We start from the raw sequence: 22,313 nt of genomic DNA, 5'->3' as shown, positions 1-22,313 counted from the left end.
GAGGCGCTGCGCGACGCCGTGGCCGCCGACGCGTCGGGCGACCGCCCGTTCGCCGTCCTCGGGGACTACAACGTGGCGCCGACCGACGACGACGTCTACGACCCGGCCGTCTTCGAGGGCGCCACCCACGTCACCCCGGCCGAGCGCGCCGCCCTCGCCGCCCTGCGCGACACCGGCCTGTCCGACGTCGTGCCCCGGCCGCTGAAGTACGACCACCCCTACACCTACTGGGACTACCGGCAGCTGTGCTTCCCGAAGAACCGGGGCATGCGCATCGACCTCGTCTACGGCAACGAGGCGTTCTCCGGCGCGGTCAAGGACGCGTACGTCGACCGCGAGGAGCGCAAGGGCAAGGGCGCGTCGGACCACGCGCCGGTCGTCGTCGACCTGGACGTCTAGGGCCGCATCAGGCGACGTTCGGTCTCGGTACGGCCGGTCTCGCTACGTTCGGTCTCGGTACGGCCGGTCTCGGTACGGCCGGTCTCGGTACGGCGCACGGGTCGCCGACGCGGCGCGACGCTGGCCGTGGTCCGGAATCTCGTCGTCCGCGTGCGCGCCGAACTCGGCGGCGCGCACCTCCGCGACGCGCTCGTAGCGGCTGATCCGGTCGGTCCACTCCGCGTCGACACCGAACGCCGCCTGCGCGAATCCCACCCGGCGGACGGCCTCGGCCAAGCCCGGGTCGCCGGGGGCCAGCAGCCGCACCGGCGCGTCGAGTGCCACGGTGTGCGGCGGCACGAAGTACTCGTCCGGCACAACGGTGCGCGCGTGGACGAGGGCGCCGACGGCGACGACCGAGCCGGCCCCCAATCGCGCGCTCTGCAGGACCGTCGCCGCGGTCGCCACATAGGTACACCTGCCGATCTCACAGCCCAGCAGCGTGGCGTGCGGTCCCACGAAGACGTGATCGTCGACGAGCACCGGCTGGTCGCCGGCGACCGCGGACCCGCGCAGCACCGCGTTCTCGCAGACCACCGCCGCCTCCCCGAGCTCGATCCGGGACCCCTCGGCGTCGAGCACCGCGCCGTACATCACCCGCGCCCTCGGCCCCACGCGGACGTCACCGACCAGCGTGGCCGTCGGGGCGACGTAGGCGGTGGGGTGGACCCGCGGTTCACGCCCGCGATGCCGGATGCGGATTCCCTGGGTGTCGGCGGTCATGAACGGATGTTCGCCCGACCGCCGCGAACGCGCTGGCGGATTTCCGACGACGCGTTCGCGTGGCCGCCGGTTCAGGCGAGGTTGTCGGTGACGCGCCGGAGTACGGAGACCGCTGTCGCGTACTCCTCCTCCGTGATGTCGCCGACGAGTTCCACGCGCCCCCGGGCCATGTGCTCCTTCGCCGTCGCGAGGCCCGCGCGGCCCTGGTCGGTGAGGGTCAGCCGGCCGTCCGTGCCCGCGGCGAGCCAGCCTCGGTGCACGAGCGCGTCGGAGGCGTGGGCTATCACCTCGGTGCCCATGCCGTAGGGCACGTTCACGGCCCGGATCTCCTCCCTGGTCAGGCCGTGCTCGGCCCGGGCGACGTTGTTGAGCGCCCACCACTGGGGCTGGGTCAGGTCGATGTGCGCCAGGGCGGTCTGCGTGTGCCGCAGGATCGCCTCGACGGCGCGCCAGGCGGCGAGGGCGAGGGGCGGCTGGGCGGGTGCGGTGGTGGATGTGCCGTTCCGCGAGGTGCTCGGGTTCGTCATGATCACGAAGCTAGGACCTCAAGTGCGGTTGAGGGCAAGCTCCGGACCCGGCCTCTCACCTCTCGCTTCTCACCCCTCGCCCCTCACCCCTCACCCTTCGCCTCACTCCGGCTTCGGCCGCGACCGCAGGTACCGCATCTGCGCGTGGCTGAGGTCGTGCGCCTTCCGCATGTGGCGGGTGATCACTGCCAGCTCCTCCTCCGTGTGCTCGTCGAGCAGCGCCCGCCAGGCCCCACCGAGGTCGTCCCACACCGCGGTGACGCGGGCGACCCGTTCCGGCACCGGAGCGACCAGCACCCGGCGGCGGTCCCGCGGGTCCGGGGTACGGGCCATGTAGCCCTCCCGTTCGAGCCGGTCCATTGAGCCGGGTGGCCGAACCCGTCGTCAGACCCGTCAGGTCGGCGATCCGCCGGACGGTGAGCGGTTCGTCGTCGGCCGTCGGCGTCCTGGAGCGCATGACCCGCAACGTCGAGAGCCTCGCGACGGCGACCCCCGCCGGCCACTGAACCCCGGCCCGCGTCGCGTCCGCCCGACCCACGTCACACCGGGCCGAGCCCCCACTAGGTCCGGCCGCCCCGATCCACCCCACGGCAACGGGCGTGAGCAGTTGAGGTACAGGGAATCCCGGTGAGATTGATCTCGGTTCCGGTCGGATGCCGCCGGCGTCGATCAGCTGTCCTGTCGCAGCGAGCCTGCCAGAACCTGCACTGACGTACCCGGCGTTACCGGCGCTCCTTGCGGCCGAAAAGGCCCCTCGCTGCCTCGCTGCCTCGCTGCCCCGCGGCAGGCGAAGCGTCCAGGCGAGGGTGCCCAGACAAGGAGGGTGCCTAGACGAGAGCGTCGGCCGCCAGCGCCGCGGCGACGTCTCGGGCGGCGCCGGCGCCTGTCTCCAAGGCGCCGTCGATCCCTCCGACGCCCACCGCCGCGATATCGCCTCCGGCGAAGTGAATGCGCCCGTGGGGTTCGCGCAGCAGCGGGGCGGCCTGGGTCAGGTTCCCGGGCCGGTGGTGGACCCAGGCTCCCTGGGAGTACGGGTCACCGGCCCAGTCGTGGCCGGCCGTCTCCAGCACGTCGATGCCGGGGACGAAGGTGCGCAGCGCGGCCTCGACTCCCGCGCGGTCCCCGGCGCCGACGGCCGAGGGGCCGGAGGCGAAGCACACGACGAGGGTGTCGCCGTCGTGCCGGTACTCCACCTTCGCGGTGTTGACGGGGTTCTTGCCGACAGGTGCGACGGCGCAGAAGGGCTCGATCTCGCCCCTGACCCTGGCCCAGATCTTGGCGGTGCGCACCGGATGCTTCCGGTCGATCATCGTGCGCGCCGGACGGGGGATCTCGGGGGCGATGGTGAGGTCGCCCAGGGTGTTGAGCGGCAGCGCGACGACGGCCGAGCTTGCCCGGATCCGCTCGCCGGTGCGCGTGGTGACGACGACCGAGGATCCCTTGTCCTCGACGGCGCTCACGGGTGTCGACAGCCGCAGATCGGCCCTTGATTCGTTCTGGATGGCTTCGATGAGACGCTTGGTCCCGCCCTCGATCGGCCAGAAGCCCGCGGTCTCCAGGAAGGCGCCCCAGTCTCCGGAGGTCGTGGCCGCCCAGTGCAGTGCCTGTGCGAGGCCCTGTTCGCTGTAGGAGTGGACCAGGGTGGCCAGCGTGCCTTCCAGGACGTCCCTGTCGTACGCGGACAGGTCCAGCGAGTCGAGGCGGCTTTCCAGGGTCTCCTTCTCGATCGAGCGGTTGTCGACCGCGGTGACGTCGAAGGGCATCGGAAAGTGTGTCCGGGCGTCGGCGAAGAACCGGGCCGCGAGGGGCGCGACGGTGTCCGTGTACGCGGTCGGGCTGCCGGAGTGCACCGTTCCGTCGGCCAGCCAGTACATCGTCTCGATGGTGAGCGGGGGTGCCAACGGGATGCCGTGGCGCCGGAGTTCGTGCCATACGTGCGGCTGGGTCCAGTGGACGTACGTACCGCCGAACTCGATCCGGCGGCCGAAGGCTTCGCCTGTGTAGGTCCGTCCGCCGATCCTGTCGCGGGCTTCGAGCAGGACCACCGAGTGGCCTTCGGCGCTGAGGTCTCGTGCCGCGGTCACTCCGGCCAGTCCGGCACCGATCACCGCGACGTCGTACGAGCAGTCGGCCATGAGTCTCTCCCGGTCCCTTGAGTCGGTTCACTCGTTCCCGCACACCATACTCAAACTCGAATCGAGTTTGAGTATGGTGTGCGGGCAACGGCCGTAACCGATCGTCGGCAAGGGGGGCGGGGCGCGATTGATACGCTCTGGCATCGTGTTCGAGGGAAAGCCGACCAGCCAGGCACCGTCTCGCCCGGCGGTGCAGCGCCGCGGGGTGGCGCGCAGGCGCGCCATTCTCGACGCCGCCGAGGCGCTGCTCGGCGAGCAGGGCTACGAGGCCACGACGCTCAAGGCGATCAGTGAGCGGGCGGGCATCCCGGTCGCCTCGATCTACCACTACTTCTCCGACCGGTACGGGGTCGAGGCCGAACTGCTGGAGCGCCATGTGCGCGAGCTTGACGCGCGCATCGGCGCCGCGCTGGAGGCCCCCGGACCGCGCACGCTGCGCGATGCCGTCGACGCCGTCCTTGACGCCGTACGCGACTACTTCCGCGCGCATCCGAGCTGCACCGAGTTGTGGTTCGCACGGCGGAGCACGACCGCCGGCGACCCGGTCCCGGCCTTCGACGGGGCGCAGGCCGAGCGGCTCCACCACTTTCTCGTCGAGCGTGGCCTGATCTCCGTCGACACCCCCCGTCACGTCCTGCGACTCGCCTTCGAGGTGGGCAACCGGCTCCTCGACATCGCGTTCCGCGGCACCCCGGCCGGGGACGAGACCACGATCGGCGAAGCGCGACGTGCCATCACCGCCTACCTCGCGACATACGCTCCCCCGGGCGTCTGAGCGACAGCACCTGAGCGCTGGTGGAACGGGGCCGACTGTTCGGCAAGTCGGTCTCCCTGAGCGGGCTTCAGGCGGTTGCCACCGCCCGTCCAGGGTGGCCACCGCCCCTCCAGGGTTGCCACTGCCCCCCAGGGTGGCCACCGCCCCTCCAGGGTTGCCACTGCCCTCCAGGGTTGCCACTGTCCCCCAGGGTTGCCACTGCCCCCCAGGGTGGCCACCGCCCCCCGGGTGGCCACCGCCCCTCCAGGAAGTACGGATTCCAAGGGCTGGTGCCTCAGCCCGCCAACCTCCGCAGGTCCACCGCCTCCGCGAACGCCCTCATCCCCGCGTCGTTCGGGTGCAGGTGGTCCCCGCCGTCGAAGTGCGGCAGCATGCGGTCCGGATGTTGGGGGTCCCGGATCGCCGCGTCGAAGTCGAAGACCGCGTCGTACAGGCCGCCGTTCGCGCGGATGTGCCGGTTGATGGCGGTCCGCTGGGCCTCGGCCGTCGCCGTGCAGTCGTGGAAGCCGCCGCAGGGGGCGATGGTCGCCGCGATGACGCGGAGGCCGCGTTCGTGGGCGCGGTCCGCGATCGACCGCAGGGCGGCGATCACCTGGGTGGCGGTGGTGCCGGACCGGATGTCGTTGACGCCCTCGAAGACGATCACCGTCCGGGCCTGGGTCTGCGCCAGCACGTCGCGTTCCAGCCGGTGGCCGGCGCTGACGCCGCTGAGCGTGGTGCTCGGGCCGCTGCCCTGGTAGCGGTCGTCGACCACGCGGTTGCCGGAGATCCCGCTGTTGAGCACGCCGTACGCCGGCACCGCCTGCTGCCCGCGCAGCCGCCGGGCCAGCAGGTCGGGCCAGCGCCCGTCGGTCTCGGGGGTGGACCGCTCGCCGTCGGTGATCGAGTCACCGAGCGCGACCACCGAGCCCGGGCCGCCCCCGACGTCGACGCCGGTCAGCAGCGGCCAGGTGGCGAGCGTCCCGGTGTACGCGCCCGCGCCGCGGTCGGCCGTGCGGTCGCCACCGCCGTCGGCGGTCAGGTACGAGCGCTGGTTGGTGTAGTTGTGCACCGGCAACGCCCGTACCGTGCCCGGCAGGTGGACGCTCACCAGCAGGCTGGTGTCCGGCGGCACCGTGAAGCCCAGCGGATCGCTGAACCGCTGCGTCCCGGCCGGCAGGACGGCCGCCTGCTTTCCCCCGAACGTGAGCGTCCGCGGGGCCGCCTTGGCCTCGGCGCCCTTGCCCCGCACGGCGACCGTCACATGGCCGATCCGCACCGGCTCGGCGGCGAACGTGTTCTCCAGCCGGATCCGGGTCCGCGGACCGCCCGCGCTCGTGTGCACCACCAGCCGCAGCGTCCGGTCCTTCCACGGCCCGACGGCCGCGTACCCGGACGTGGGAGCCGCCCAGCTGCCGGTCCACTCGTTCGAGGGAGCGCGCAGCGCCATGGAGAAGACGTGCAGTCCGACGGACGCGCGGGGCGCCTGCGGCAGCACGACCGACTCCACCTCGCGCCCCCGCTCGACCGGCACGGTCACCGCGTGCAGCCGGGTGGTCTCCGTGCGGCGCCCGCCGGGGGTGTTGAGGTGGGGGAGGCCGACGGCCTTGGTGGTCAGCGGGCCGCGCCGCCAGTCCGGGGCGGTCAGCCGGTACGTGGTGCGGGACCCGTCGCGGTAGCGGACCGTGCCGGTGCCGCTGACGTCGCCGCCGGGCCCGGCCGCCGCGCTCCCGGCGACGAGGAAGGTGAGCGCGTCGCCCCTGCCCCGCAGCCGGACCGTCTGCCCGGCCGCGCGGACGTTGTCCGGCTTCCCGGGCGCCGAGCGGGGCCAGCGCAGCAGGGAGCCGTCGACCGGCAGTTCCTTGCCGGGGGTCCAGCCCGCCGCGGCGAGGTCCTGGGCGGAGAAGGAGCCGCCCGCCCCGTCGAAGTCCGCCTCGCGGGGCCGTGCGTCGTCGCTCACCGCCTTGTTGTCGAAGAGCCGCTCCAGGGGGAGCGGCTCCTTCGCCGGTTCGGCCGACGCGGCCGGTACTGCCGATACGGCCTGTCCGGCCTGTCCGGCCGGTACGCCGGGGCGGGCGAGGGCCGGGGCGTTCGCGAAGGCGACGGCGCAGACCGCCCCCACCACCACGGCTCCCGCCGCCCCCCGCCGTCTGTGCCGCCGTCTCGTGAACGCCGTGCCGTGCGCTGTCCGGAGCATGCTTCTCATGCCTCCCGTGATTCCCCACGCCGAATGTGGCGGGATGAAGTTAGGGAGACCACCGAACCACGTCAAGGAGGCCGCCAGGCCACGTCGTCCCGTCGCGCGCGGGTGGTGGGGCCATCTGCACGAGTGCGATCCTTGCCGGTATGAACATTCCCTTTTTGGACGGCTGGCGCAGGCGGCACGACGCGGCACCCGGGGGCGCCGCGCACGGCACGGCCGACTGGGACCCCGAGGGCCTGGCCGCGCTGCTGTCGGAGTGCGAACTGCTGCGCGCGCAGGCGGAGTCGGCGGGCGTGGCGCTCGACGACGGGCCGTCCTCCCTGGAGGCGCTCGACCAGTTGCAGCCCCGCTGGCGCGGCGACGAGGAGCTCCAGTCCTGGCTGGGCAACGACGCCGGGCTGTACCTGGGGACGGTGCTGGTCCGCACGGTCGGCGGCGCCGCCTGGCACATCCGCTCCGACGGCCAGCCGGTCGTCCGGCTCGCCGGCGGCCGGGAGGTGGACGTGGTCGAGACCGGGCACGCCTGGGCGGAGGACGGCGCCCCGGAGCTCTCGCAGGTGTGCGCCGAGCTGTCCGAGAACTGACGGCCGGCGCTGCCACGTCACCGGCCCACGCCCTGGACGGACCGGCTTGCCTCCCACCGGGCCGCCCCGCGCCCCCACCGGCCCGGCCTACGCCCCGAGCTGGCCCGCCCCACCCCCTCAACTGGTGAACGGGATCACGTACTCCAGCCGCCACCGGTCCGCCCGCACCACGATGTCCGAGGTCTCCACCGCCCGGCCGTCCCCGTCGAAGTGGGTGCGCTCGACGACCGTCACGCACTGCCCCGCCGTGCAGCCCAGCGCCTCCGCCTCCGGCGTGGTGGCCGGCCGGGAGCCGACGAGCTCGTGGGCGCGGACGACGCGGACGCCGATCGCCGCCAGCCGGCCGCGCACCCCCCGCCGGGCGTACGGCCCGCGCTCGGGGTGGACGACGTCGGTGCCGGCGGTGACGGCCACCGGCTCCCAGCTGGTGGCGAGCTGCACCGGCCGCCGGTCGGCCAGGTACTCGTACTCCGTGCACAGCACCGGCTCGCCGGCGGCGATGCCCAGGCGCTCCGCGATCCGCGCCGGCGCGGGCGCCTCGCCCGAGGACGCCTCCCAGGTCAGCGCGGGCGCCTCGCCGGAGGACGCCTCCCAGGTCAGCGCGGTCTCCCCGGGCGGGCGCCCGCACCGCGGGCCCGGGCCGCGGCCGGTGTGGATCTCCGCCGCGAACGGGGTGTCGACGGCGCCGGTGGTCCGCAGCAGGGTCCCCAGCGGCGCCCGGTCGGCGACGAACACCCCGCGCCCGAACTGCCCCTCCGCGTACCCCGCGGCCTTGAGCACCCGGACCGCGCGGTCGACGGTCTGGTCGCTGGCCGCGTAGACGCGTTTGAGCTCGGAGCGGGAGGGGATCCGGGCGCCGACGGTCAGTGAGCCGTCGTCGATGCGCCGCCGCAGGTCGTCCGCGATGCGCAGATATACGGGCCTGCTGTCGGCCACTCCGGGCTCCCTTCCCCCAGGTTCCCCCATCCGGACCCACAGGCTAGGTACCCAGGCTGGGTCTGTGTACCTAGGAAAGCGCAGGTGACCCCCGGTGGGCGGCGGGGGAGAGCGGCGGACGGGGAGAGGAAATGTCGGGCTGGTGCCGCTCTGCACGCGTGTCGCCAGTGACGTCCCGGAACGCCCCTGGATAGGTTGCTCCGACCGGCCGGTGCGGGCCTCCGGAAAGGGCGAGCCGCCGGAGAGAGCGAGCCTCGGGACAGGGCGGCTTCCGGACGAGGCGGCCCCCGGACACGGTGGCCCCCCGGACACGGTGGGCCGCCGGGCAGGACGAGCCTCCGGACAGGGCGAGAGTGAGTTGGGCAGAGCATGGCCGTCGATCCGCTGATCGAACTGCGTGGCGTCAACAAGTACTACGGGAAGCTGCACGTCCTCCAGGACATCGACCTCACGGTCGGCCGGGGCGAGGTGGTGGTGATCATCGGCCCGTCGGGCTCCGGGAAGTCCACGCTGTGCCGGACGATCAACCGGCTGGAGCCCATCGACTCCGGGACGATCACCCTGGCCGGGCAGCCGCTCCCCGCCGAGGGCAGGTCCCTCGCCCGGCTCCGGGCCGAGGTGGGCATGGTCTTCCAGTCCTTCAACCTCTTCGCGCACAAGACCGTGCTGGCCAACGTCTCGCTGGCCCAGGTGAAGGTCCGCGGCCGGGGCCGGGAGGACGCCGACCGGCGCTCGCGCGAGCTCCTGGAACGGGTGGGGCTCCTCGCCCACGCGGAGAAGTACCCGGCCCAGCTCTCCGGCGGCCAGCAGCAGCGCGTGGCCATCGCCCGCGCGCTCGCCATGGACCCCAAGGCGCTCCTCTTCGACGAGCCCACCTCCGCCCTCGACCCGGAGATGATCAACGAGGTCCTGGAGGTGATGCAGCAGCTCGCCCGCGAGGGCATGACGATGGTCGTCGTCACCCACGAGATGGGCTTCGCCCGCTCCGCCGCCAACCGCGTGGTCTTCATGGCCGACGGCCGCGTCGTCGAGGACCGCGTCCCCGAGGAGTTCTTCACGGCCCCCGAGAGCGACCGGGCCAAGGACTTCCTCTCCAAGATCCTCAAGCACTGAGCGGGTGACGCAGCACATGGCACACCGCACCGCCGGCCGGGTCCTGAGCGCCCTCGCCGGTCTCGCCGCCCTCGCCCTGTCCGCCGCCGCCTGCGGCAAGGAGGGCAGCCCGCCCGTCACGGGCCCCGCGCCCGGCGACCTCCCCGCGTACCGCGTCGCCACCGGCTTCGCGCTGCCCGCCTCGGCCGGCTGGCGCGCGGCCAAGGGGCGCGGCCACCTCACCGTCGGCGTCAAGGAGGACCAGCCCTACCTGGGCGAGAAGGACCCCGCCACCGGCGTCTACTCCGGCTTCGACATCGAGATCGCCCGGATGATGTCCGCCTCCCTCGGCTTCGACCCCAAGACCCTCGCGTTCCGCACCATCGCCTCCGCCAACCGCGAGACGGCCCTGCAGAACGGCCAGATCGACTACTACGTCGGCACCTACACCATCAACGACCTGCGCAAACGCCAGGTCGGCTTCGCCGGTCCCTACTACGTCGCCGGGCAGGGGCTGCTGGTGCGCAAGGACGAGAAGGACATCGAGGGCCCGCAGGACCTCGACGGCAAGCGGGTCTGCTCGGTCGCCGGGTCCACCCCGCTCCGGCGGATCCAGAACGAGTTCCCCAAGGCCCAGGCCGTCGCCTACGACACGTACTCCATCTGCGTCGACAACCTCCTCAGCCTCCAGGTCGCCGCCGTCACCACCGACGACACCATCCTCATGGGCTTCGCCGCCAAGGCCCCGGACGAGCTGAGGATCGCCGGGCAGCCGTTCTCCAAGGAGCCGTACGGCATCGGCGTCCCGCGCGGCGACACCGCGCTGCGGCTGGCCCTCGACGACGCCATCGAGGAGCACGAGCGGAACGGCGACTGGAAGAAGGCGTACGACGCGACGCTCGGCCGCTCCGGCGTCCCCGCGCCGAAGCCGCCCGCCGTCGACCGCTACGGCACCGGGAGGACCGCGCCGTGAACGTCCTGACCGACAACCTCTCCCTCTACGGCAAGGGCCTGCTCGGCACCGTCGAACTCACCGTCTACGGCTCGCTGCTGGCCCTCGTCCTCGGCTTCCTGATGGCCTCCTTCCGCGTCGCGCCCGTCGCCTCGCTGCGCGCCTTCGGCACCGCGTGGGTGACGGTCCTGCGGAACACGCCGTTGACGCTGCTGTTCTTCGCGGTGGTGCTGGGCCTGCCGAGGTTCGGGGTGGTGCTGCCCTTCCAGCTCTTCGCGGTGCTCGCGCTCGGCTGCTACACCTCGGCGTTCATCTGCGAGGCCGTCCGCTCGGGCATCAACACCGTGCCCACCGGGCAGGGCGAGGCCGCGCGCAGCCTGGGCATGACCTTCGGGCAGACGCTCGGCACGGTGATCCTGCCGCAGGCGTTCCGCTCGGTCATCCCGCCGATCGGCTCCACCCTCATCGCCCTCGCCAAGAACTCGGCCATCGCCGGCTCCTTCAGCGTCACCGAGCTCCTGGGCACCTACAAGACCCTCAACGAGCTCGGCTACGGCATCATCTGGACCTTCGTCTGGATCGCCGTCGGCTACCTGATCGTGACCCTGACCATCAGCGCGGTCTTCAACGTGCTGGAGAAGCGGTGGGGAGTGGCCCGGTGACCGGAACCGCCCTGTACGACATCCCCGGCCCGCACGCCCGCCGGCGCCACCGCCTCTACGGCCTGCTCGCGAGTGTCGCCATCGCGGCCCTCGTCGGCTGGGTGGTGTACCTCCTCGTGGACACCGGGCAGTTCGCCGCGCGGAAGTGGAGGCCGTTCGAGTACGTCGGCATCCAGGAGATGCTGCTGCGCGGCCTCGGCAACACCCTCCGCGCCTTCGGCTACGCCGCCGTGCTCTCGCTCATCCTCGGCGGGCTGCTGGCGGCCGGGCGGCTCTCCGACCACCGGCCGCTGCGCTGGGCGGCCACGGTGATCGTGGAGTTCTTCCGGGCCATGCCCGTGCTGGTGATGATCTTCTTCGTCTTCGTCGCCCTCAAGGTCCAGCCGCTGCCCGCCCTCGTCACCGGCCTCACCCTCTACAACGGGTCGGTGCTCGCGGAGGTCTTCCGGACCGGCGTCGACTCCGTCGAGCGCGGCCAGCGGGAGGCCGCGTACGCGCTCGGGATGCACAAGACGCAGGTCATGACGTACGTCCTGGTGCCGCAGGCGGTCCGGGCGATGCTGCCGACGATCATCAGCCAGCTCGTCGTCGCCCTGAAGGACACCTCCCTCGGCTTTCTCATCACCTACGAGGAGTTCCTGCACGCCGGCAAGCTGATCGCGGGGAACCTGGACTACGGGCTGCCGTTCATCCCCGTCGTCATGATCATCTCGCCGGTGTACATCGGGATGTGCATGCTGCTGTCCTGGCTGGCCACCTGGGTCGCCAAGCGGCAGCGGCGCAGCGTCAAGACGGAGGCGGTGGAGGTGGCGCCGGCCGAGCCGGGGACGCTGCTCCCCGGGCCGGCCGGGCACCACCCGCAGCCCTAGCGGTCCACGGGGATCAGGCGTCCGCGCCCAGCCACAGGTCGGGGCCGAACACCTCGTAGTGGACGTCCGCCGGGGCGACGCCCTGGGTGAGCAGCTGTGCGCGCGCCGCCCGCATGAAGGGGAGCGGACCGCACAGGTACACGACGGCGTCGTCCGGGACGTCGATCGCCGACAGGTCCGCGTAGCCGGTGCGTTCGGCCGGCCACTCGCCCTCCGGACGCTCGTACCAGACGTGCGCCTCCGCGTCCGGCAGCTTGGCGACGAGCTGCCGCAGCTCCTCGCGGAAGGCGTGGTCCGCCGGGCCGCGGTCGGCGTGAACGACGACCACGCGGCGGGCCGAGCCGGTCGCGGCCAGGTGGTCGAGCATGCCGGTCATCGGGGTGCAGCCGATGCCCGCGGAGACGAGCACGACCGGACGGTCGCCCTCCTCCAGCACCACGTCGCCGAAGGGCAGGCTGACCTGGAGCTCCGCGCCGGTGTCCAGGTGGTCGTGGAGGTGGTTCGAGACCTCGCCCGCCGGGTCGCCCGGGACGCGCTTGACGGTGAACCGGAGGGCGTTGTCCGGCCGGCCGGAGAGGCTGTACTGGCGGATCTGCCGGGCGCCGTCGGGCAGCTCGACCCGGACGGAGACGTACTGGCCCGGCCGGGCGGCGGGCAGCTTCCGGCCGTCGAGCGGCCGGACCTCGAAGGTGGCGACGTCCGCCGTCTCGGCGTGGCGGGCCACGATGCGGCAGGGCACGAAGACCTCGCCGGCCGGGACGCCCGCGCCCTCGTACAGCCGGGCCTCCAGGGCGATCAGCGCGTTGGCCATCAGCCAGTAGACCTCGTTCCAGGCCGCGGCGACCTCGGGGGTCACCGCCTCGCCCAGGACCTCGGCTATCGCGGCGAACAGGTGCCGCCGGACCAGCTCGTACTGCTCCGCCGTCACGCCGAGCGCGGCGTGCTTGTGCGCGATGCGGGCCAGCATCGCGTCCGGTCGCACGTCCGGGTGCTCCACCAGCGCCGTGGCGAACGCGGCGATGGCGCCCGCGAGGGCCTGGCGCTGCGAGCCGTTGGCCTGGTTGCCGCGGTTGAAGAGGTCCCGCAGCAGGTCGGGACGCTCGGCGAACAGCTTGTCGTAGAAGAGCGGGGTGATCTCGCCGATGGCCCCGCCCACGGCGGGCAGGGTGGCGCGGACGATCTCGGTCGACTTCGGGGACAGCACGGCGGCTCCTTACGGTCCTTGCGGTTCGGGTCCCGGACGGATAATGCGCATCCAAGACTCGTATTTCAGGGTGCTCGTATTTCAGGGAGGGCGGACGCCGTGTGGCGGTCGGCGCCGATTTCGGTCAGTCGAGGGGGGCGGTCAGTCGAGGGGATCGGGTCTGGTCGTCAGGCTCAGCAGGACCGGCCCGGTGGGCTGCCGGACCAGTTCTTCGACGGTGAGCGGGTCGAGCGCGGCGTAGAACGCCTCCTGCGCGTCGCGCAGCGCCCCGCGCAGCCGGCAGGCCCCGCGCAGCGGGCACGGCGGATCGTCCTCGCAGCCGACGACGTCGCCCGTGCCCTCCAGGGCACGCACCAGCCGGCCCACCGAGCCCGTCAGCCCCAGGGCGGTGAGCGCCAGCCCGCCGCCCCGGCCCCTGCGGGTCTCCACGACCCCCAGGTGCGTCATGCGGCTGACCACCTTGGCCGCGTGCGTGTACGGCACTCCCACCGCCGCCGCCACCTCTCGGGTGGTGGGCGCGGCGGTCTCGGGGCCGCCGGACGTCACGGCCAGGCGCATGGCGATGCGCAGGGCGATGTCCGTGCTCTTGGTCAGTCGCACACCAGTACTTTAGCTAATCGGATTCTGGGAGTCGCATTAGGGGTGGGCGGTGGGAGACGACGGCCCGGGCGGCCTCGTCCGGTACGTGCGGCCGAGTGACGGGCGGTACCAGTGATGCCCGCTGAGCCTCGTGAGATTGACAGAGGGTCAATCCCGAGGCGAGTCTGACTGCCGTGTTCGACGGCGCCCGGAGGTTCCTCCCGGGACGCGGTCGGCCTGGAACCATCACCGATTCTCCGGAGGCAGTAGTGGCAGACGCAGGCGCACACGGCGGGCGGTACGGCAAGGTGCTGGCGGCGGTCGGCGCGGCCACGGCCCTGGCGGCGGGGGCCGCCGCGCCGGCCGCGGCCGCCGTCCCGGCCCACGGCGGAGAGCGCTACGTCGCCCTCGGCGACTCGTACACCTCCGCGCCCGGCGTGCCGACCCAGAGCGGCGGCGACTGCGCCCGGTCCAGCGTCAACTACCCCTCGCTCACCGCGAAGGCGCTGCACCAGAAGTCCTTCAAGGACGTCAGCTGCAGCGGCGCCAAGACCGACGACATGTGGCGCACCCAGGGCGCCAACGCCCCGCAGCTCAACGCCCTCGGCAAGCGGACCCGCCTGGTCACCGTCGGCATCGGCGGCAACGACATCGGCTTCGGCGAGATCATCGGCACCTGCGCCCAGCTCTCCGTCTCCGACCCGGCCGGCGCCCCCTGCCGCAAGAAGTACACCGCGGCCGACGGCTCCGACCTGCTGAACAAGCGCGTCGCCGACGCCGCGCCCAAGGTCGCCCGCGTCCTCAAGGCGATCCACCAGCGCGCCCCGCACGCCCGCGTCGTCCTCGTCGGCTACCCGTCGATCATGCCGGACAGCGGCGTCGGCTGCTTCCCGAACGTGCCGATCGCGGCCGGGGACACCCCGTACCTGCGCGACACCGAGAAGAAGCTCAACGCGATGCTGAAGCAGCAGGCGCGCAAGGCCCACGTCCGGTACGCCGACACCTACCGCGCCACCGTCGGCCACGACACCTGCCGTCCGGAGAAGGACCGCTGGATCGAGGGCGCCCAGCCGACCCGTCCGGCCGCGCCCTTCCACCCGAACGCCGACGGCGAGCGGGCGATGGCCAAGCCGGTGATCACCCAGGCGCGGGGCCGCTGAGCCGAAGCCTGAACGGAGCCTGTTCGGGCATCTGACGGAAGTCCGCACGAAAGTCCGAACGGGAGCCGTGTCGCGCCCTGTCGGCGGAGGGGTCCTGCGAGTAGGGTCCGGGGCCTCTCAGCCGACAGGGAGGTACCCATGGCAAGACCGCCAGCGCGCCGGCGAACGACCGTGCTCTGCGCGACGGCCGCACTCGTGGCCGGACTCGGGATCGTGCCGGCCGCCGCGCAGGCCGGCGCCGGTCCCGCCCAAGGCGCGGACACCGCTCAAGGCGCCGGCCGCGCCCCCGCCAAGACCCCGCTCGCCGTCGGCCGCGGCGGTGCCGTCGCCAGCGTCGACACCGACGCCTCCGCCGCCGGCATCGAGGTCCTCAAGGGCGGCGGCAACGCCGTCGACGCGGCGGTCGCCACCGCCGCCGCCCTCGGCGTCACCGAGCCGTACTCCGGCGGCATCGGGGGCGGCGGTTACTTCGTGTACTACAACGCGAAGGCCCGCAAGGTCTTCACCATCGACGGCCGCGAGCGGGCGCCGCTCAGCGCGGACAAGAACCTGTTCGTCGAGAAGGGGCACGCCATCCCCTTCGACGAGGCCATGACCAGCGGCCGGAGCGTCGGCGTCCCCGGCGCCCCCGCCACCTGGGACGCGGCGCTGCGGTCCTGGGGCAGCAGATCGCTCGGCCAGGTGCTGAAACCCGCCGAGCGGCTGGCCCGCAAGGGCTTCACCGTCGACGAGACCTTCCGGCAGCAGACCGCCGACAACGAGAAGCGCTTCCGCGACTTCCCCGCCACCGCCAAGCTGTACCTGCCGGGCGGGAAGCTCCCGGCCGTCGGCGCCACCCTGAAGAACCCCGACCTCGCCCGCACCTACGAACTCGTCGGCAAGCGCGGCGTCGGCGCGATGTACGGCGGCGAGCTGGGCCGCGACGTGGTCCGTACGGTCCGCAAACCGCCCGTCGCGCCCGGCGCGCACCGCGTCGTACGCTCCGGCGACCTCACCGAGCGCGACCTGCGCGCGTACGCGGTCAAGCGCCCGGGCCCCACGCACACCACCTACCGGGGGCTCGACGTCTACGGGATGGCCCCCTCGGCCTCCGGCGGGATCGCCGTCGCCGAGGCGCTGAACATCCTGGAGAAGAGCAACCTCCGGAAGCTCGACGACACGGCCTACCTGCACCGTTACGTGGAGGCGAGCCGGATCGCGTTCGCCGACCGGAACCGGTGGATCGGCGACCCCGCCCAGGAGAAGGTGCCCACGGCGGCGCTGACGTCCAAGCGGTTCGCGGCCTCCCGGGCCTGCCTGATCAAGGACAGCCGGGCGCTGACCAGCCCGCTCGCCCCCGGCGACCCCCGGCACCCCAAGCCCTGCGGCACGACCGGCCGGGCCGCTCCCACGCCGTACGAGGGGCAGCAGACCACCCACATGACGGTGGCCGACAAGTGGGGGAACGTCGTCGCGTACACCTTCACCATCGAGCAGACCGGCGGCACCGGCATCACCGTGCCCGGCCGGGGCTTCCTGCTCAACAACGAGCTGACGGACTTCTCGTTCACGCCGGTCAGCCCGGGCGTCCACGACCCGAACCTGCCGGGTCCCGGCAAGCGGCCGCGGTCGTCGATCTCGCCGACGGTCGTCCTCGACCACGGGAAGCTGAAGTTCGCGCTGGGCTCGCCGGGCGGGGCGACGATCATCACCACCGTGCTCCAGACGCTGCTCAACCGCGTGGACCGCGGGATGCCGCTGGTCGACGCCATCGCCGCGCCGCGCGCCAGCCAGCGCAACGCCGCGACGACGGACGTGGAACAGGCGCTGTGGGACAGCTCCGTCCGCCGCAAACTGGAGGCGAAGGGGCACGTGTTCAAGCTCAACCCGTCGTTCATCGGCGCCGCGACGGGCGTCGAACGGCTGCCGGACGGGCGGTGGCTGGCCGCCGCGGAGAAGGCCCGGCGCGGCGGCGGGTCCGCGATGGTGGTCCGGCCGGGCCGGTGAGCACGGCGTGGGGTGCGGTACGGGTCCTGCCATGCGGCGGGGTGCGGACGTAAGGCGGGGTCCTGTCGTACCGCGGGGTCCTGCCGTGCCGCAGGGTCATGCCGTACCGCGGGGTCCGGCCGTACCGCGCCCCACGTGGCCGCCGCTCAGCCCAGCAGGCGGATGATCGCCTCCGTGGTGTCGGTCTCCGCCAGCCGGGGGAGGACCTTCTCCACGCTGATCCGGTGCACCTCGGGGTCGAGGTCCGTGACCGCGTCCGTCGCCACCGTCACGTGGTACCCGTGCTCGTGCGCGGCCCGGGCGGTCGACTCCACGCCCATGCCGGTGGCGATGCCGGCGAGGACGACCTGCGTCACGCCCCGGCGGCGCAGCTGGAGGTCGAGGTCCGTGCCGTGGAAGGCGCCCCAGGTGTGCTTGGTGACCACGATGTCACTGTCGCGGCGGTCGAGTTCGGGCCGCAGCTCGGCGAAGTCCGCGGGCATCTCCCCGCTGCGGTGCCGGGTCTCCGTACGGCCGGGCGCCGCGCCGACGACGCGCACCAGGACGACCGGGAGCCCCCGGGCGCGGAAGGCGGCGGCGAGTTCGGCGCCGCGGGCGACGATCTCGTCCGCGGGGTGGACGGTGGGAAGGGCCGTGATGCCCTTCTGGAGGTCGATGAGGACGAGGGCGGTCTTCGGGTCGAGCGTGGTCGCAGACATGACGGCAGCCTAGAGACGTACAGGCAAACTGGCAAGCTTCTCTGTCTATTGCTGTCTCCATGGAAAGGTCGCGCCGGTCTTGCCTCCGCGGGTGCCGGGCCATACGGTCGCATCCACGCGGATCTTCGCGCGTAGCCCGGCGTCCCGCATGCCGGGACCACGCGTGCCGGATCACGCGGCCCGGCATCACGCCCCGGCGGAGGAGCAGCTCATGTCCACTGTTGTGCGCGCCGCACTGGTCCAGGCCGGCTGGACCGGTGACACCGAATCGATGATCGCCAAACACGAGGAACACGCCCGCGCCGCCGCCGCGCAGGGCGCCCGGGTGATCGGCTTCCAGGAAGTCTTCAACGCCCCCTACTTCTGCCAGGTCCAGGAGAGCGAGCACTACCGCTGGGCCGAGCCGGTCCCCGACGGGCCGACCGTCCGCCGGATGCGCGAACTCGCCCGGGAGACGGGCATGGTGATCGTCGTGCCGGTCTTCGAGGTCGAGCAGTCCGGCTTCTACTACAACACCGCCGCCGTCATCGACGCCGACGGCACGTACCTCGGCAAGTACCGCAAGCACCACATCCCGCAGGTCAAGGGCTTCTGGGAGAAGTACTACTTCAAGCCGGGCAACCTGGGCTGGCCGGTCTTCGACACCGCCGTGGGCCGGATCGGCGTCTACATCTGCTACGACCGCCACTTCCCGGAGGGCTGGCGGCAACTCGGCCTGGCCGGCGCCCAGCTGGTCTACAACCCGTCGGCCACCTCGCGCGGCCTCTCCGCGCATCTCTGGAAGCTCGAACAGCCCGCCGCCGCCGTCGCCAACGAGTACTTCGTCGCCGCCATCAACCGCGTCGGGCGGGAGGAGTACGGCGACAACGACTTCTACGGGACGTCGTACTTCGTCGATCCGCGCGGGCAGTTCGTCGGGGACGTCGCCAGCGACACCAAGGAGGAACTCGTCGTCCGGGACCTGGACTTCTCGCTGATCGACGAGGTCAGGCAGCAGTGGGCGTTCTACCGGGACAGGCGCCCCGACGCGTACGAGGGGCTGGTGCGGCCGTGAGCGGTGCGCTCCCCGGCCGCGCGGCCGGCTCGTCCCCCGGCCCGGCCGTCGCCCCGGGGCTGCACGCCCGTCACCGGGCCGTCCTCCCCTCCTGGCTGGCCCTCTACTACGCCGAACCCCTCGAACTCACCCACGGCGAGGGCCGGTACGTCTGGGACGCCGACGGCCGCCGCTACCTCGACTTCTTCGGCGGCATCCTCACCACCATGACCGCCCACGCGCTGCCCGAGGTCACCAAGGCGGTCGCCGAGCAGGCCGGCCGGATCCTGCACACGTCCACCCTCTACCTCGACCGTCACATGGTCGAACTCGCCGAACGCGTCGCGGCGCTGAGCGGCATCCCCGACGCCCGCGTCTTCTTCACCACCTCCGGCACCGAGGCCAACGACGCCGCGCTGCTGCTGGCCACGACGTACCGGCGGTCCAACCAGATCCTGGCCATGCGCAACAGCTACCACGGCCGCTCCTTCTCCACCGTGGGCATCACCGGCAACTCCGCCTGGTCGCCCACCAGCCTCTCGCCGCTCCAGACGCTCTACGTCCACGGCGCCGTCCGCTCGCAGGGCCCGTACGCGCACCTCTCCGACGCCGCGTTCACCGCCGCCTGCGTCCGCGACCTGGAGGACATGCTCGGCCAGGCGCACGGGACGGTGGCCGCGCTGATCGCCGAACCGGTGCAGGGCGTCGGCGGGTTCACCGCGCCGCCCGACGGGCTCTACGCGGCGTTCCGCGAGGTGCTGAACCGGCACGGCATCCTCTGGATCAGCGACGAGGTGCAGACCGGCTGGGGCCGCACCGGCGACCACTTCTGGGGCTGGCAGGCCCACGCCGAGAACGGCCCGCCCGACGTGCTCACCTTCGCCAAGGGCATCGCCAACGGCATGTCCGTCGGCGGCGTCGTCGCCCGCGCCGAGGTGATGGACTGCCTGGGGGCCAACTCCATCTCCACCTTCGGCGGCAGCCCGGTCACCATGGCGGCCGGCCTCGCCAACCTCACCTACCTCCTCGAACACGACCTCCAGGGCAACGCCCGGCGCGTCGGCGGCCTGCTGATCGAACGGCTCCGGGCCATCACCGCCGGCCTGCCGGTCGTCCGGGAGGTGCGCGGCCGGGGGCTGATGATCGGCGTCGAGCTCACCTCGTCCGAGGCGGCGAACGAGGCCCTCGAACGCGCCCGCGAGCAGGGCCTGTTGATCGGCAAGGGCGGCCGGGGCGGCGCGGTCCTGCGCATCGCCCCGCCGCTGACCCTGACCGTCGCCGAGGCGGAGGAGGGCGCGGCGGCGCTGGAGGAGGCGCTGCGGCGCGTGCGGCAGACGGGAGCATGCTCGTGACCAGGACCCTCGTCAAGGGCGGTCTCGTCATCACGGCCGCCGAGGAGACGTACGCCGACGTCCTCGTCGAGGACGGGAAGGTGGCCGCGCTGGGCGCGACGGGCAGTTCGGTGGCCCGGGGCTGGACGGCCGACCGGACGATCGACGCGGCCGGCAAGTACGTCGTCCCGGGCGGCGTGGACGCCCACACCCACTTCGAGTTCCCCTTCGGCGGAACCTCCTCGTCCGACACCTTCGAGACCGGCACCCGGGCCGCCGCCTGGGGCGGCACCACGACCGTCGTCGACTTCGCGGTGCAGACGCGGGGCCGGGCGCTGCGCGAAGGGCTGGACGCGTGGCACGCGAAGGCGGCGGGGAAGTGCGCGATCGACTACGCCTTCCACATGATCCTCTCGGACGTGAACGAGGACACGCTGAAGGAGATGGATCTCCTCGTGGACGAGGGGATGACGTCGTTCAAGCTCTTCATGGCCTACCCGGGGGTGCTCTACAGCGACGACGGCCAGATCCTGCGGGCCATGCAGCGCGCCGCCGGCAACGGCGGGCTGATCATGATGCACGCGGAGAACGGCATCGCGATCGACGTGCTGGTGCGCCAGGCGCTGGAGGCGGGGAAGACCGACCCGCGCTACCACGGCGAGGTCCGCAGGGCCCTGCTGGAGGCCGAGGCCACCCACCGCGCGATCCAGCTCGCCCGGGTCGCCGGCAGCCCGCTGTACGTCGTCCACGTCTCGGCGGAGGAGGCCGTCGCGGAGCTGGCCGCGGCCCGGGACAAGGGGCTTCCGGTCTTCGGCGAGACGTGCCCCCAGTACCTCTTCCTCTCGACGGACAACCTGGCGGAGCCCGGCTTCGAGGGCGCGAAGTACGTCTGCTCGACGCCCCTCCGGCCCCGCGAGCACCAGGCGGCCCTCTGGCGCGGGCTGCGCACGGACGACCTCCAGGTCGTCTCCACCGACCACTGCCCGTTCTGCTTCTCCGGCCAGAAGGAGCTGGGCCGCGGCGACTTCTCGAAGATCCCCAACGGCCTGCCGGGCGTGGAGAACCGGATGGACCTCCTCCACCAGGCGGTCGTCGAGGGCCGCATCTCCCGCCGCCGCTGGATCGAGATCGCGTGCGCCGCCCCGGCCCGCATGTTCGGCCTCGCTCCGCACAAGGGCACCATCGCCCCCGGCGCCGACGCCGACCTCGTCGTCTACGACCCGCGAGCCACCCAGGTCCTCTCCGCCGCCACCCACCACATGAACGTCGACTACTCGGCGTACGAGGGGAAGGAGGTGACCGGCCGCGTCGAGACCGTCCTGTCGCGCGGGGAGATCGTCATCGACGAACGGCGGTTCACGGGCCGGACGGGACACGGCCGCTACGTACCGCGCTCGACTTGCCAGTACCTCGCGTAACGCGCTTTAAGGAGCACCAGCCTTGGACTTCGGCCTCGTCCTGCAGACCGACCCGCCCGCCACCGCCGTCGTCGAGCTGATGCGCCGTGCGGAACGGCGCGGCTTCCGGTACGGCTGGACGTTCGACTCCGCCGTGCTGTGGCAGGAGCCGTTCGTCATCCACAGCCGCATCCTGGAACACACCGAACGGCTCGTCGTGGGCCCGATGGTCACCAATCCCTCCACGCGCACCCCGGAGGTCACGGCCTCCACCTTCGCCACGCTCAACGACATGTACGGCAACCGCACGGTCTGCGGCATCGGTCGGGGCGACTCGGCGATGCGGGTGGCGGGCCGCCGCCCCAACACCCTCGCCGCGCTGAGCGAATCGATGCGCGTGATCCGCGACCTGGCCGAGGGCCGCGAGGCCGACGTCGGCGGCACACCGCTGCGACTGCCCTGGGTGCGCGACGGCCGGCTCCCGGTCTGGATGGCCGCGTACGGCCCGAAGGCCCTCGCCCTGGCCGGCCGCGAGGCCGACGGCTTCATCCTCCAGCTCGCCGACCCGTTCCTCACCGAGTGGATGGTCAAGGCGGTACGCCGCGCGGCGGAGGAGGCCGGGCGCGACCCGGCGTCCGTCACGGTCTGCGTCGCCGCCCCCGCGTACGTGGGGGAGGACCTCGCCCACGCGCGGGAGCAGTGCCGCTGGTTCGGCGGCATGGTCGGCAACCACGTCGCCGACCTCGTCGGCCGCTACGGCGCCCACTCGGGCCTGGTGCCCGAGGCCCTCACCACGTACATCGAGCAGCGGCAGGGCTACGACTACAGCCACCACGGCCGCGCGGGCAACCCGTCGGCGGACTTCGTCCCGGACGGGATCGTGGACCGCTTCTGCCTGCTGGGCCCGGCGGAGGCGCACGTGGCGCGGCTGGAGGAGCTGCGGGCGCTGGGGGTGGACCAGTTCGCGGTGTACGCGATGCACGACGCGAAGGAGGCGACGATCGACGCGTACGGGGAGCGGGTGATCCCGGCGCTGACGGCGTGAGCCCC

At 72.8% G+C, this 22,313-nt stretch carries 23 protein-coding genes; 14 read left to right on the top strand and 9 right to left on the bottom strand.

What is annotated here, in order from left to right; translation table 11 throughout:
* On the top strand, positions 1–399 hold a 399-nt coding region (locus tag JNW98_RS04420), incomplete at its 5' end, for an exodeoxyribonuclease III (protein ID WP_223766731.1).
* Between the two features lie 42 nt (positions 400–441).
* Here the strand turns inward: JNW98_RS04420 and JNW98_RS04415 are convergent.
* From JNW98_RS04415 to JNW98_RS04405, 3 genes are all read right to left on the bottom strand, one after another.
* Complete coding sequence (locus tag JNW98_RS04415) at positions 442–1,161, bottom strand: gamma carbonic anhydrase family protein (RefSeq protein ID WP_223766730.1); 720 nt, start codon at positions 1,159–1,161, stop codon at positions 442–444.
* A gap of 71 nt (positions 1,162–1,232) precedes the next feature.
* Positions 1,233–1,688 carry a MarR family winged helix-turn-helix transcriptional regulator gene (locus tag JNW98_RS04410; protein WP_223766729.1) on the bottom strand — a complete coding sequence of 152 codons (456 nt, stop codon included), beginning with the start codon at positions 1,686–1,688 and terminating at the stop codon, positions 1,233–1,235.
* Positions 1,689–1,790: 102 nt separating this feature from the next.
* Positions 1,791–2,021 carry a hypothetical protein gene (locus JNW98_RS04405; RefSeq protein WP_223766728.1) on the bottom strand — a complete coding sequence of 77 codons (231 nt, stop codon included), beginning with the start codon at positions 2,019–2,021 and terminating at the stop codon, positions 1,791–1,793.
* Positions 2,022–2,056: 35 nt separating this feature from the next.
* Here JNW98_RS04405 and JNW98_RS04400 point away from each other — a divergent pair, with 35 nt between their 5' ends.
* Positions 2,057–2,194, top strand: a complete 138-nt coding sequence (locus tag JNW98_RS04400; protein WP_223766727.1) for a hypothetical protein — start codon at positions 2,057–2,059, stop codon at positions 2,192–2,194.
* A gap of 321 nt (positions 2,195–2,515) precedes the next feature.
* On the opposite strand, the gene JNW98_RS04395 is transcribed toward JNW98_RS04400, so the two are convergent.
* The gene (locus tag JNW98_RS04395; protein WP_223766726.1) at positions 2,516–3,823 is read right to left on the bottom strand and encodes a flavin monoamine oxidase family protein; all 1,308 of its coding nucleotides are present in this window, start codon (positions 3,821–3,823) and stop codon (positions 2,516–2,518) included.
* Positions 3,824–3,968: 145 nt separating this feature from the next.
* On the opposite strand from JNW98_RS04395, the gene JNW98_RS04390 reads away from it, so the two are divergent.
* Complete coding sequence (locus tag JNW98_RS04390) at positions 3,969–4,598, top strand: TetR/AcrR family transcriptional regulator (protein WP_223766725.1); 630 nt, start codon at positions 3,969–3,971, stop codon at positions 4,596–4,598.
* Positions 4,599–4,872: 274 nt separating this feature from the next.
* On the opposite strand, the gene JNW98_RS04385 is transcribed toward JNW98_RS04390, so the two are convergent.
* Positions 4,873–6,774 carry an SGNH/GDSL hydrolase family protein gene (locus JNW98_RS04385; RefSeq protein WP_223766734.1) on the bottom strand — a complete coding sequence of 634 codons (1,902 nt, stop codon included), beginning with the start codon at positions 6,772–6,774 and terminating at the stop codon, positions 4,873–4,875.
* 149 nt (positions 6,775–6,923) lie between these two features.
* Between JNW98_RS04385 and JNW98_RS04380 the strand changes: the two genes are divergently transcribed.
* Positions 6,924–7,364 carry a DUF6278 family protein gene (locus tag JNW98_RS04380; RefSeq protein WP_223766724.1) on the top strand — a complete coding sequence of 147 codons (441 nt, stop codon included), beginning with the start codon at positions 6,924–6,926 and terminating at the stop codon, positions 7,362–7,364.
* 117 nt (positions 7,365–7,481) lie between these two features.
* On the opposite strand, the gene JNW98_RS04375 is transcribed toward JNW98_RS04380, so the two are convergent.
* The gene (locus JNW98_RS04375) at positions 7,482–8,300 is read right to left on the bottom strand and encodes a GntR family transcriptional regulator (protein WP_223766723.1); all 819 of its coding nucleotides are present in this window, start codon (positions 8,298–8,300) and stop codon (positions 7,482–7,484) included.
* Positions 8,301–8,669: 369 nt separating this feature from the next.
* Between JNW98_RS04375 and JNW98_RS04370 the strand changes: the two genes are divergently transcribed.
* From JNW98_RS04370 to JNW98_RS04355, 4 genes are read left to right on the top strand one after another with little or no spacing between them, the layout of a single operon-like run.
* Positions 8,670–9,413 carry an amino acid ABC transporter ATP-binding protein gene (locus tag JNW98_RS04370; RefSeq protein WP_223766722.1) on the top strand — a complete coding sequence of 248 codons (744 nt, stop codon included), beginning with the start codon at positions 8,670–8,672 and terminating at the stop codon, positions 9,411–9,413.
* Between the two features lie 16 nt (positions 9,414–9,429).
* Complete coding sequence (locus JNW98_RS04365; RefSeq protein ID WP_223766721.1) at positions 9,430–10,365, top strand: glutamate ABC transporter substrate-binding protein; 936 nt, start codon at positions 9,430–9,432, stop codon at positions 10,363–10,365.
* Positions 10,362–11,006, top strand: a complete 645-nt coding sequence (locus JNW98_RS04360) for an amino acid ABC transporter permease (protein WP_223766720.1) — start codon at positions 10,362–10,364, stop codon at positions 11,004–11,006. Before JNW98_RS04365 ends, JNW98_RS04360 begins: the two co-directional genes overlap by 4 nt.
* On the top strand, positions 11,003–11,875 hold the full coding sequence (locus tag JNW98_RS04355; RefSeq protein ID WP_223766719.1) for an amino acid ABC transporter permease: 873 nt from the start codon (positions 11,003–11,005) through the stop codon (positions 11,873–11,875). Before JNW98_RS04360 ends, JNW98_RS04355 begins: the two co-directional genes overlap by 4 nt.
* Positions 11,876–11,888: 13 nt before the next feature.
* Here JNW98_RS04355 and JNW98_RS04350 read toward each other — a convergent pair whose 3' ends face one another.
* The gene (locus tag JNW98_RS04350) at positions 11,889–13,079 is read right to left on the bottom strand and encodes a globin domain-containing protein (protein ID WP_223766718.1); all 1,191 of its coding nucleotides are present in this window, start codon (positions 13,077–13,079) and stop codon (positions 11,889–11,891) included.
* A 141-nt stretch (positions 13,080–13,220) separates the two neighbouring features.
* Entirely contained in the window at positions 13,221–13,679 is a 459-nt protein-coding gene (locus tag JNW98_RS04345) for an RrF2 family transcriptional regulator (RefSeq protein WP_223766717.1), read from the bottom strand.
* Positions 13,680–13,927: 248 nt separating this feature from the next.
* On the opposite strand from JNW98_RS04345, the gene JNW98_RS04340 reads away from it, so the two are divergent.
* Together JNW98_RS04340 and ggt are read left to right on the top strand one after the other, a co-directional pair.
* Complete coding sequence (locus JNW98_RS04340; protein WP_223766716.1) at positions 13,928–14,818, top strand: SGNH/GDSL hydrolase family protein; 891 nt, start codon at positions 13,928–13,930, stop codon at positions 14,816–14,818.
* Between the two features lie 138 nt (positions 14,819–14,956).
* Entirely contained in the window at positions 14,957–16,804 is a 1,848-nt protein-coding gene (gene ggt, locus JNW98_RS04335) for a gamma-glutamyltransferase (RefSeq protein ID WP_223766715.1), read from the top strand.
* A 146-nt stretch (positions 16,805–16,950) separates the two neighbouring features.
* On the opposite strand, the gene JNW98_RS04330 is transcribed toward ggt, so the two are convergent.
* Entirely contained in the window at positions 16,951–17,502 is a 552-nt protein-coding gene (locus tag JNW98_RS04330) for an isochorismatase family protein (RefSeq protein WP_223766714.1), read from the bottom strand.
* Between the two features lie 211 nt (positions 17,503–17,713).
* Here JNW98_RS04330 and JNW98_RS04325 point away from each other — a divergent pair, with 211 nt between their 5' ends.
* Genes JNW98_RS04325 through JNW98_RS04310 form a run of 4 tightly spaced genes read left to right on the top strand, consistent with a single transcriptional unit; the run spans position 17,714 to position 22,308 of the window.
* Positions 17,714–18,556, top strand: coding sequence for a nitrilase-related carbon-nitrogen hydrolase (locus JNW98_RS04325; protein WP_223766713.1), 843 nt, complete (start codon positions 17,714–17,716; stop codon positions 18,554–18,556).
* A complete protein-coding gene (locus JNW98_RS04320; RefSeq protein ID WP_372459159.1) occupies positions 18,553–19,887 on the top strand; it encodes an aspartate aminotransferase family protein in 1,335 nt (444 codons plus the stop codon). The genes JNW98_RS04325 and JNW98_RS04320 overlap by 4 nt, the downstream gene beginning before the upstream one ends.
* On the top strand, positions 19,884–21,284 hold the full coding sequence (hydA, locus tag JNW98_RS04315) for a dihydropyrimidinase (protein WP_372459158.1): 1,401 nt from the start codon (positions 19,884–19,886) through the stop codon (positions 21,282–21,284). Before JNW98_RS04320 ends, hydA begins: the two co-directional genes overlap by 4 nt.
* Before the next feature lie 22 nt (positions 21,285–21,306).
* Entirely contained in the window at positions 21,307–22,308 is a 1,002-nt protein-coding gene (locus tag JNW98_RS04310; protein WP_223766711.1) for a TIGR03842 family LLM class F420-dependent oxidoreductase, read from the top strand.
* The last annotated feature ends 5 nt before the right edge of the window (positions 22,309–22,313 follow it).

The sequence above is a fragment of the Streptomyces huiliensis genome (assembly GCF_020037025.1).
Classification (GTDB): Bacteria; Actinomycetota; Actinomycetes; order Streptomycetales; family Streptomycetaceae; genus Streptomyces; species Streptomyces huiliensis.
This window is presented reverse-complemented; position numbering and strand designations above follow the sequence as displayed.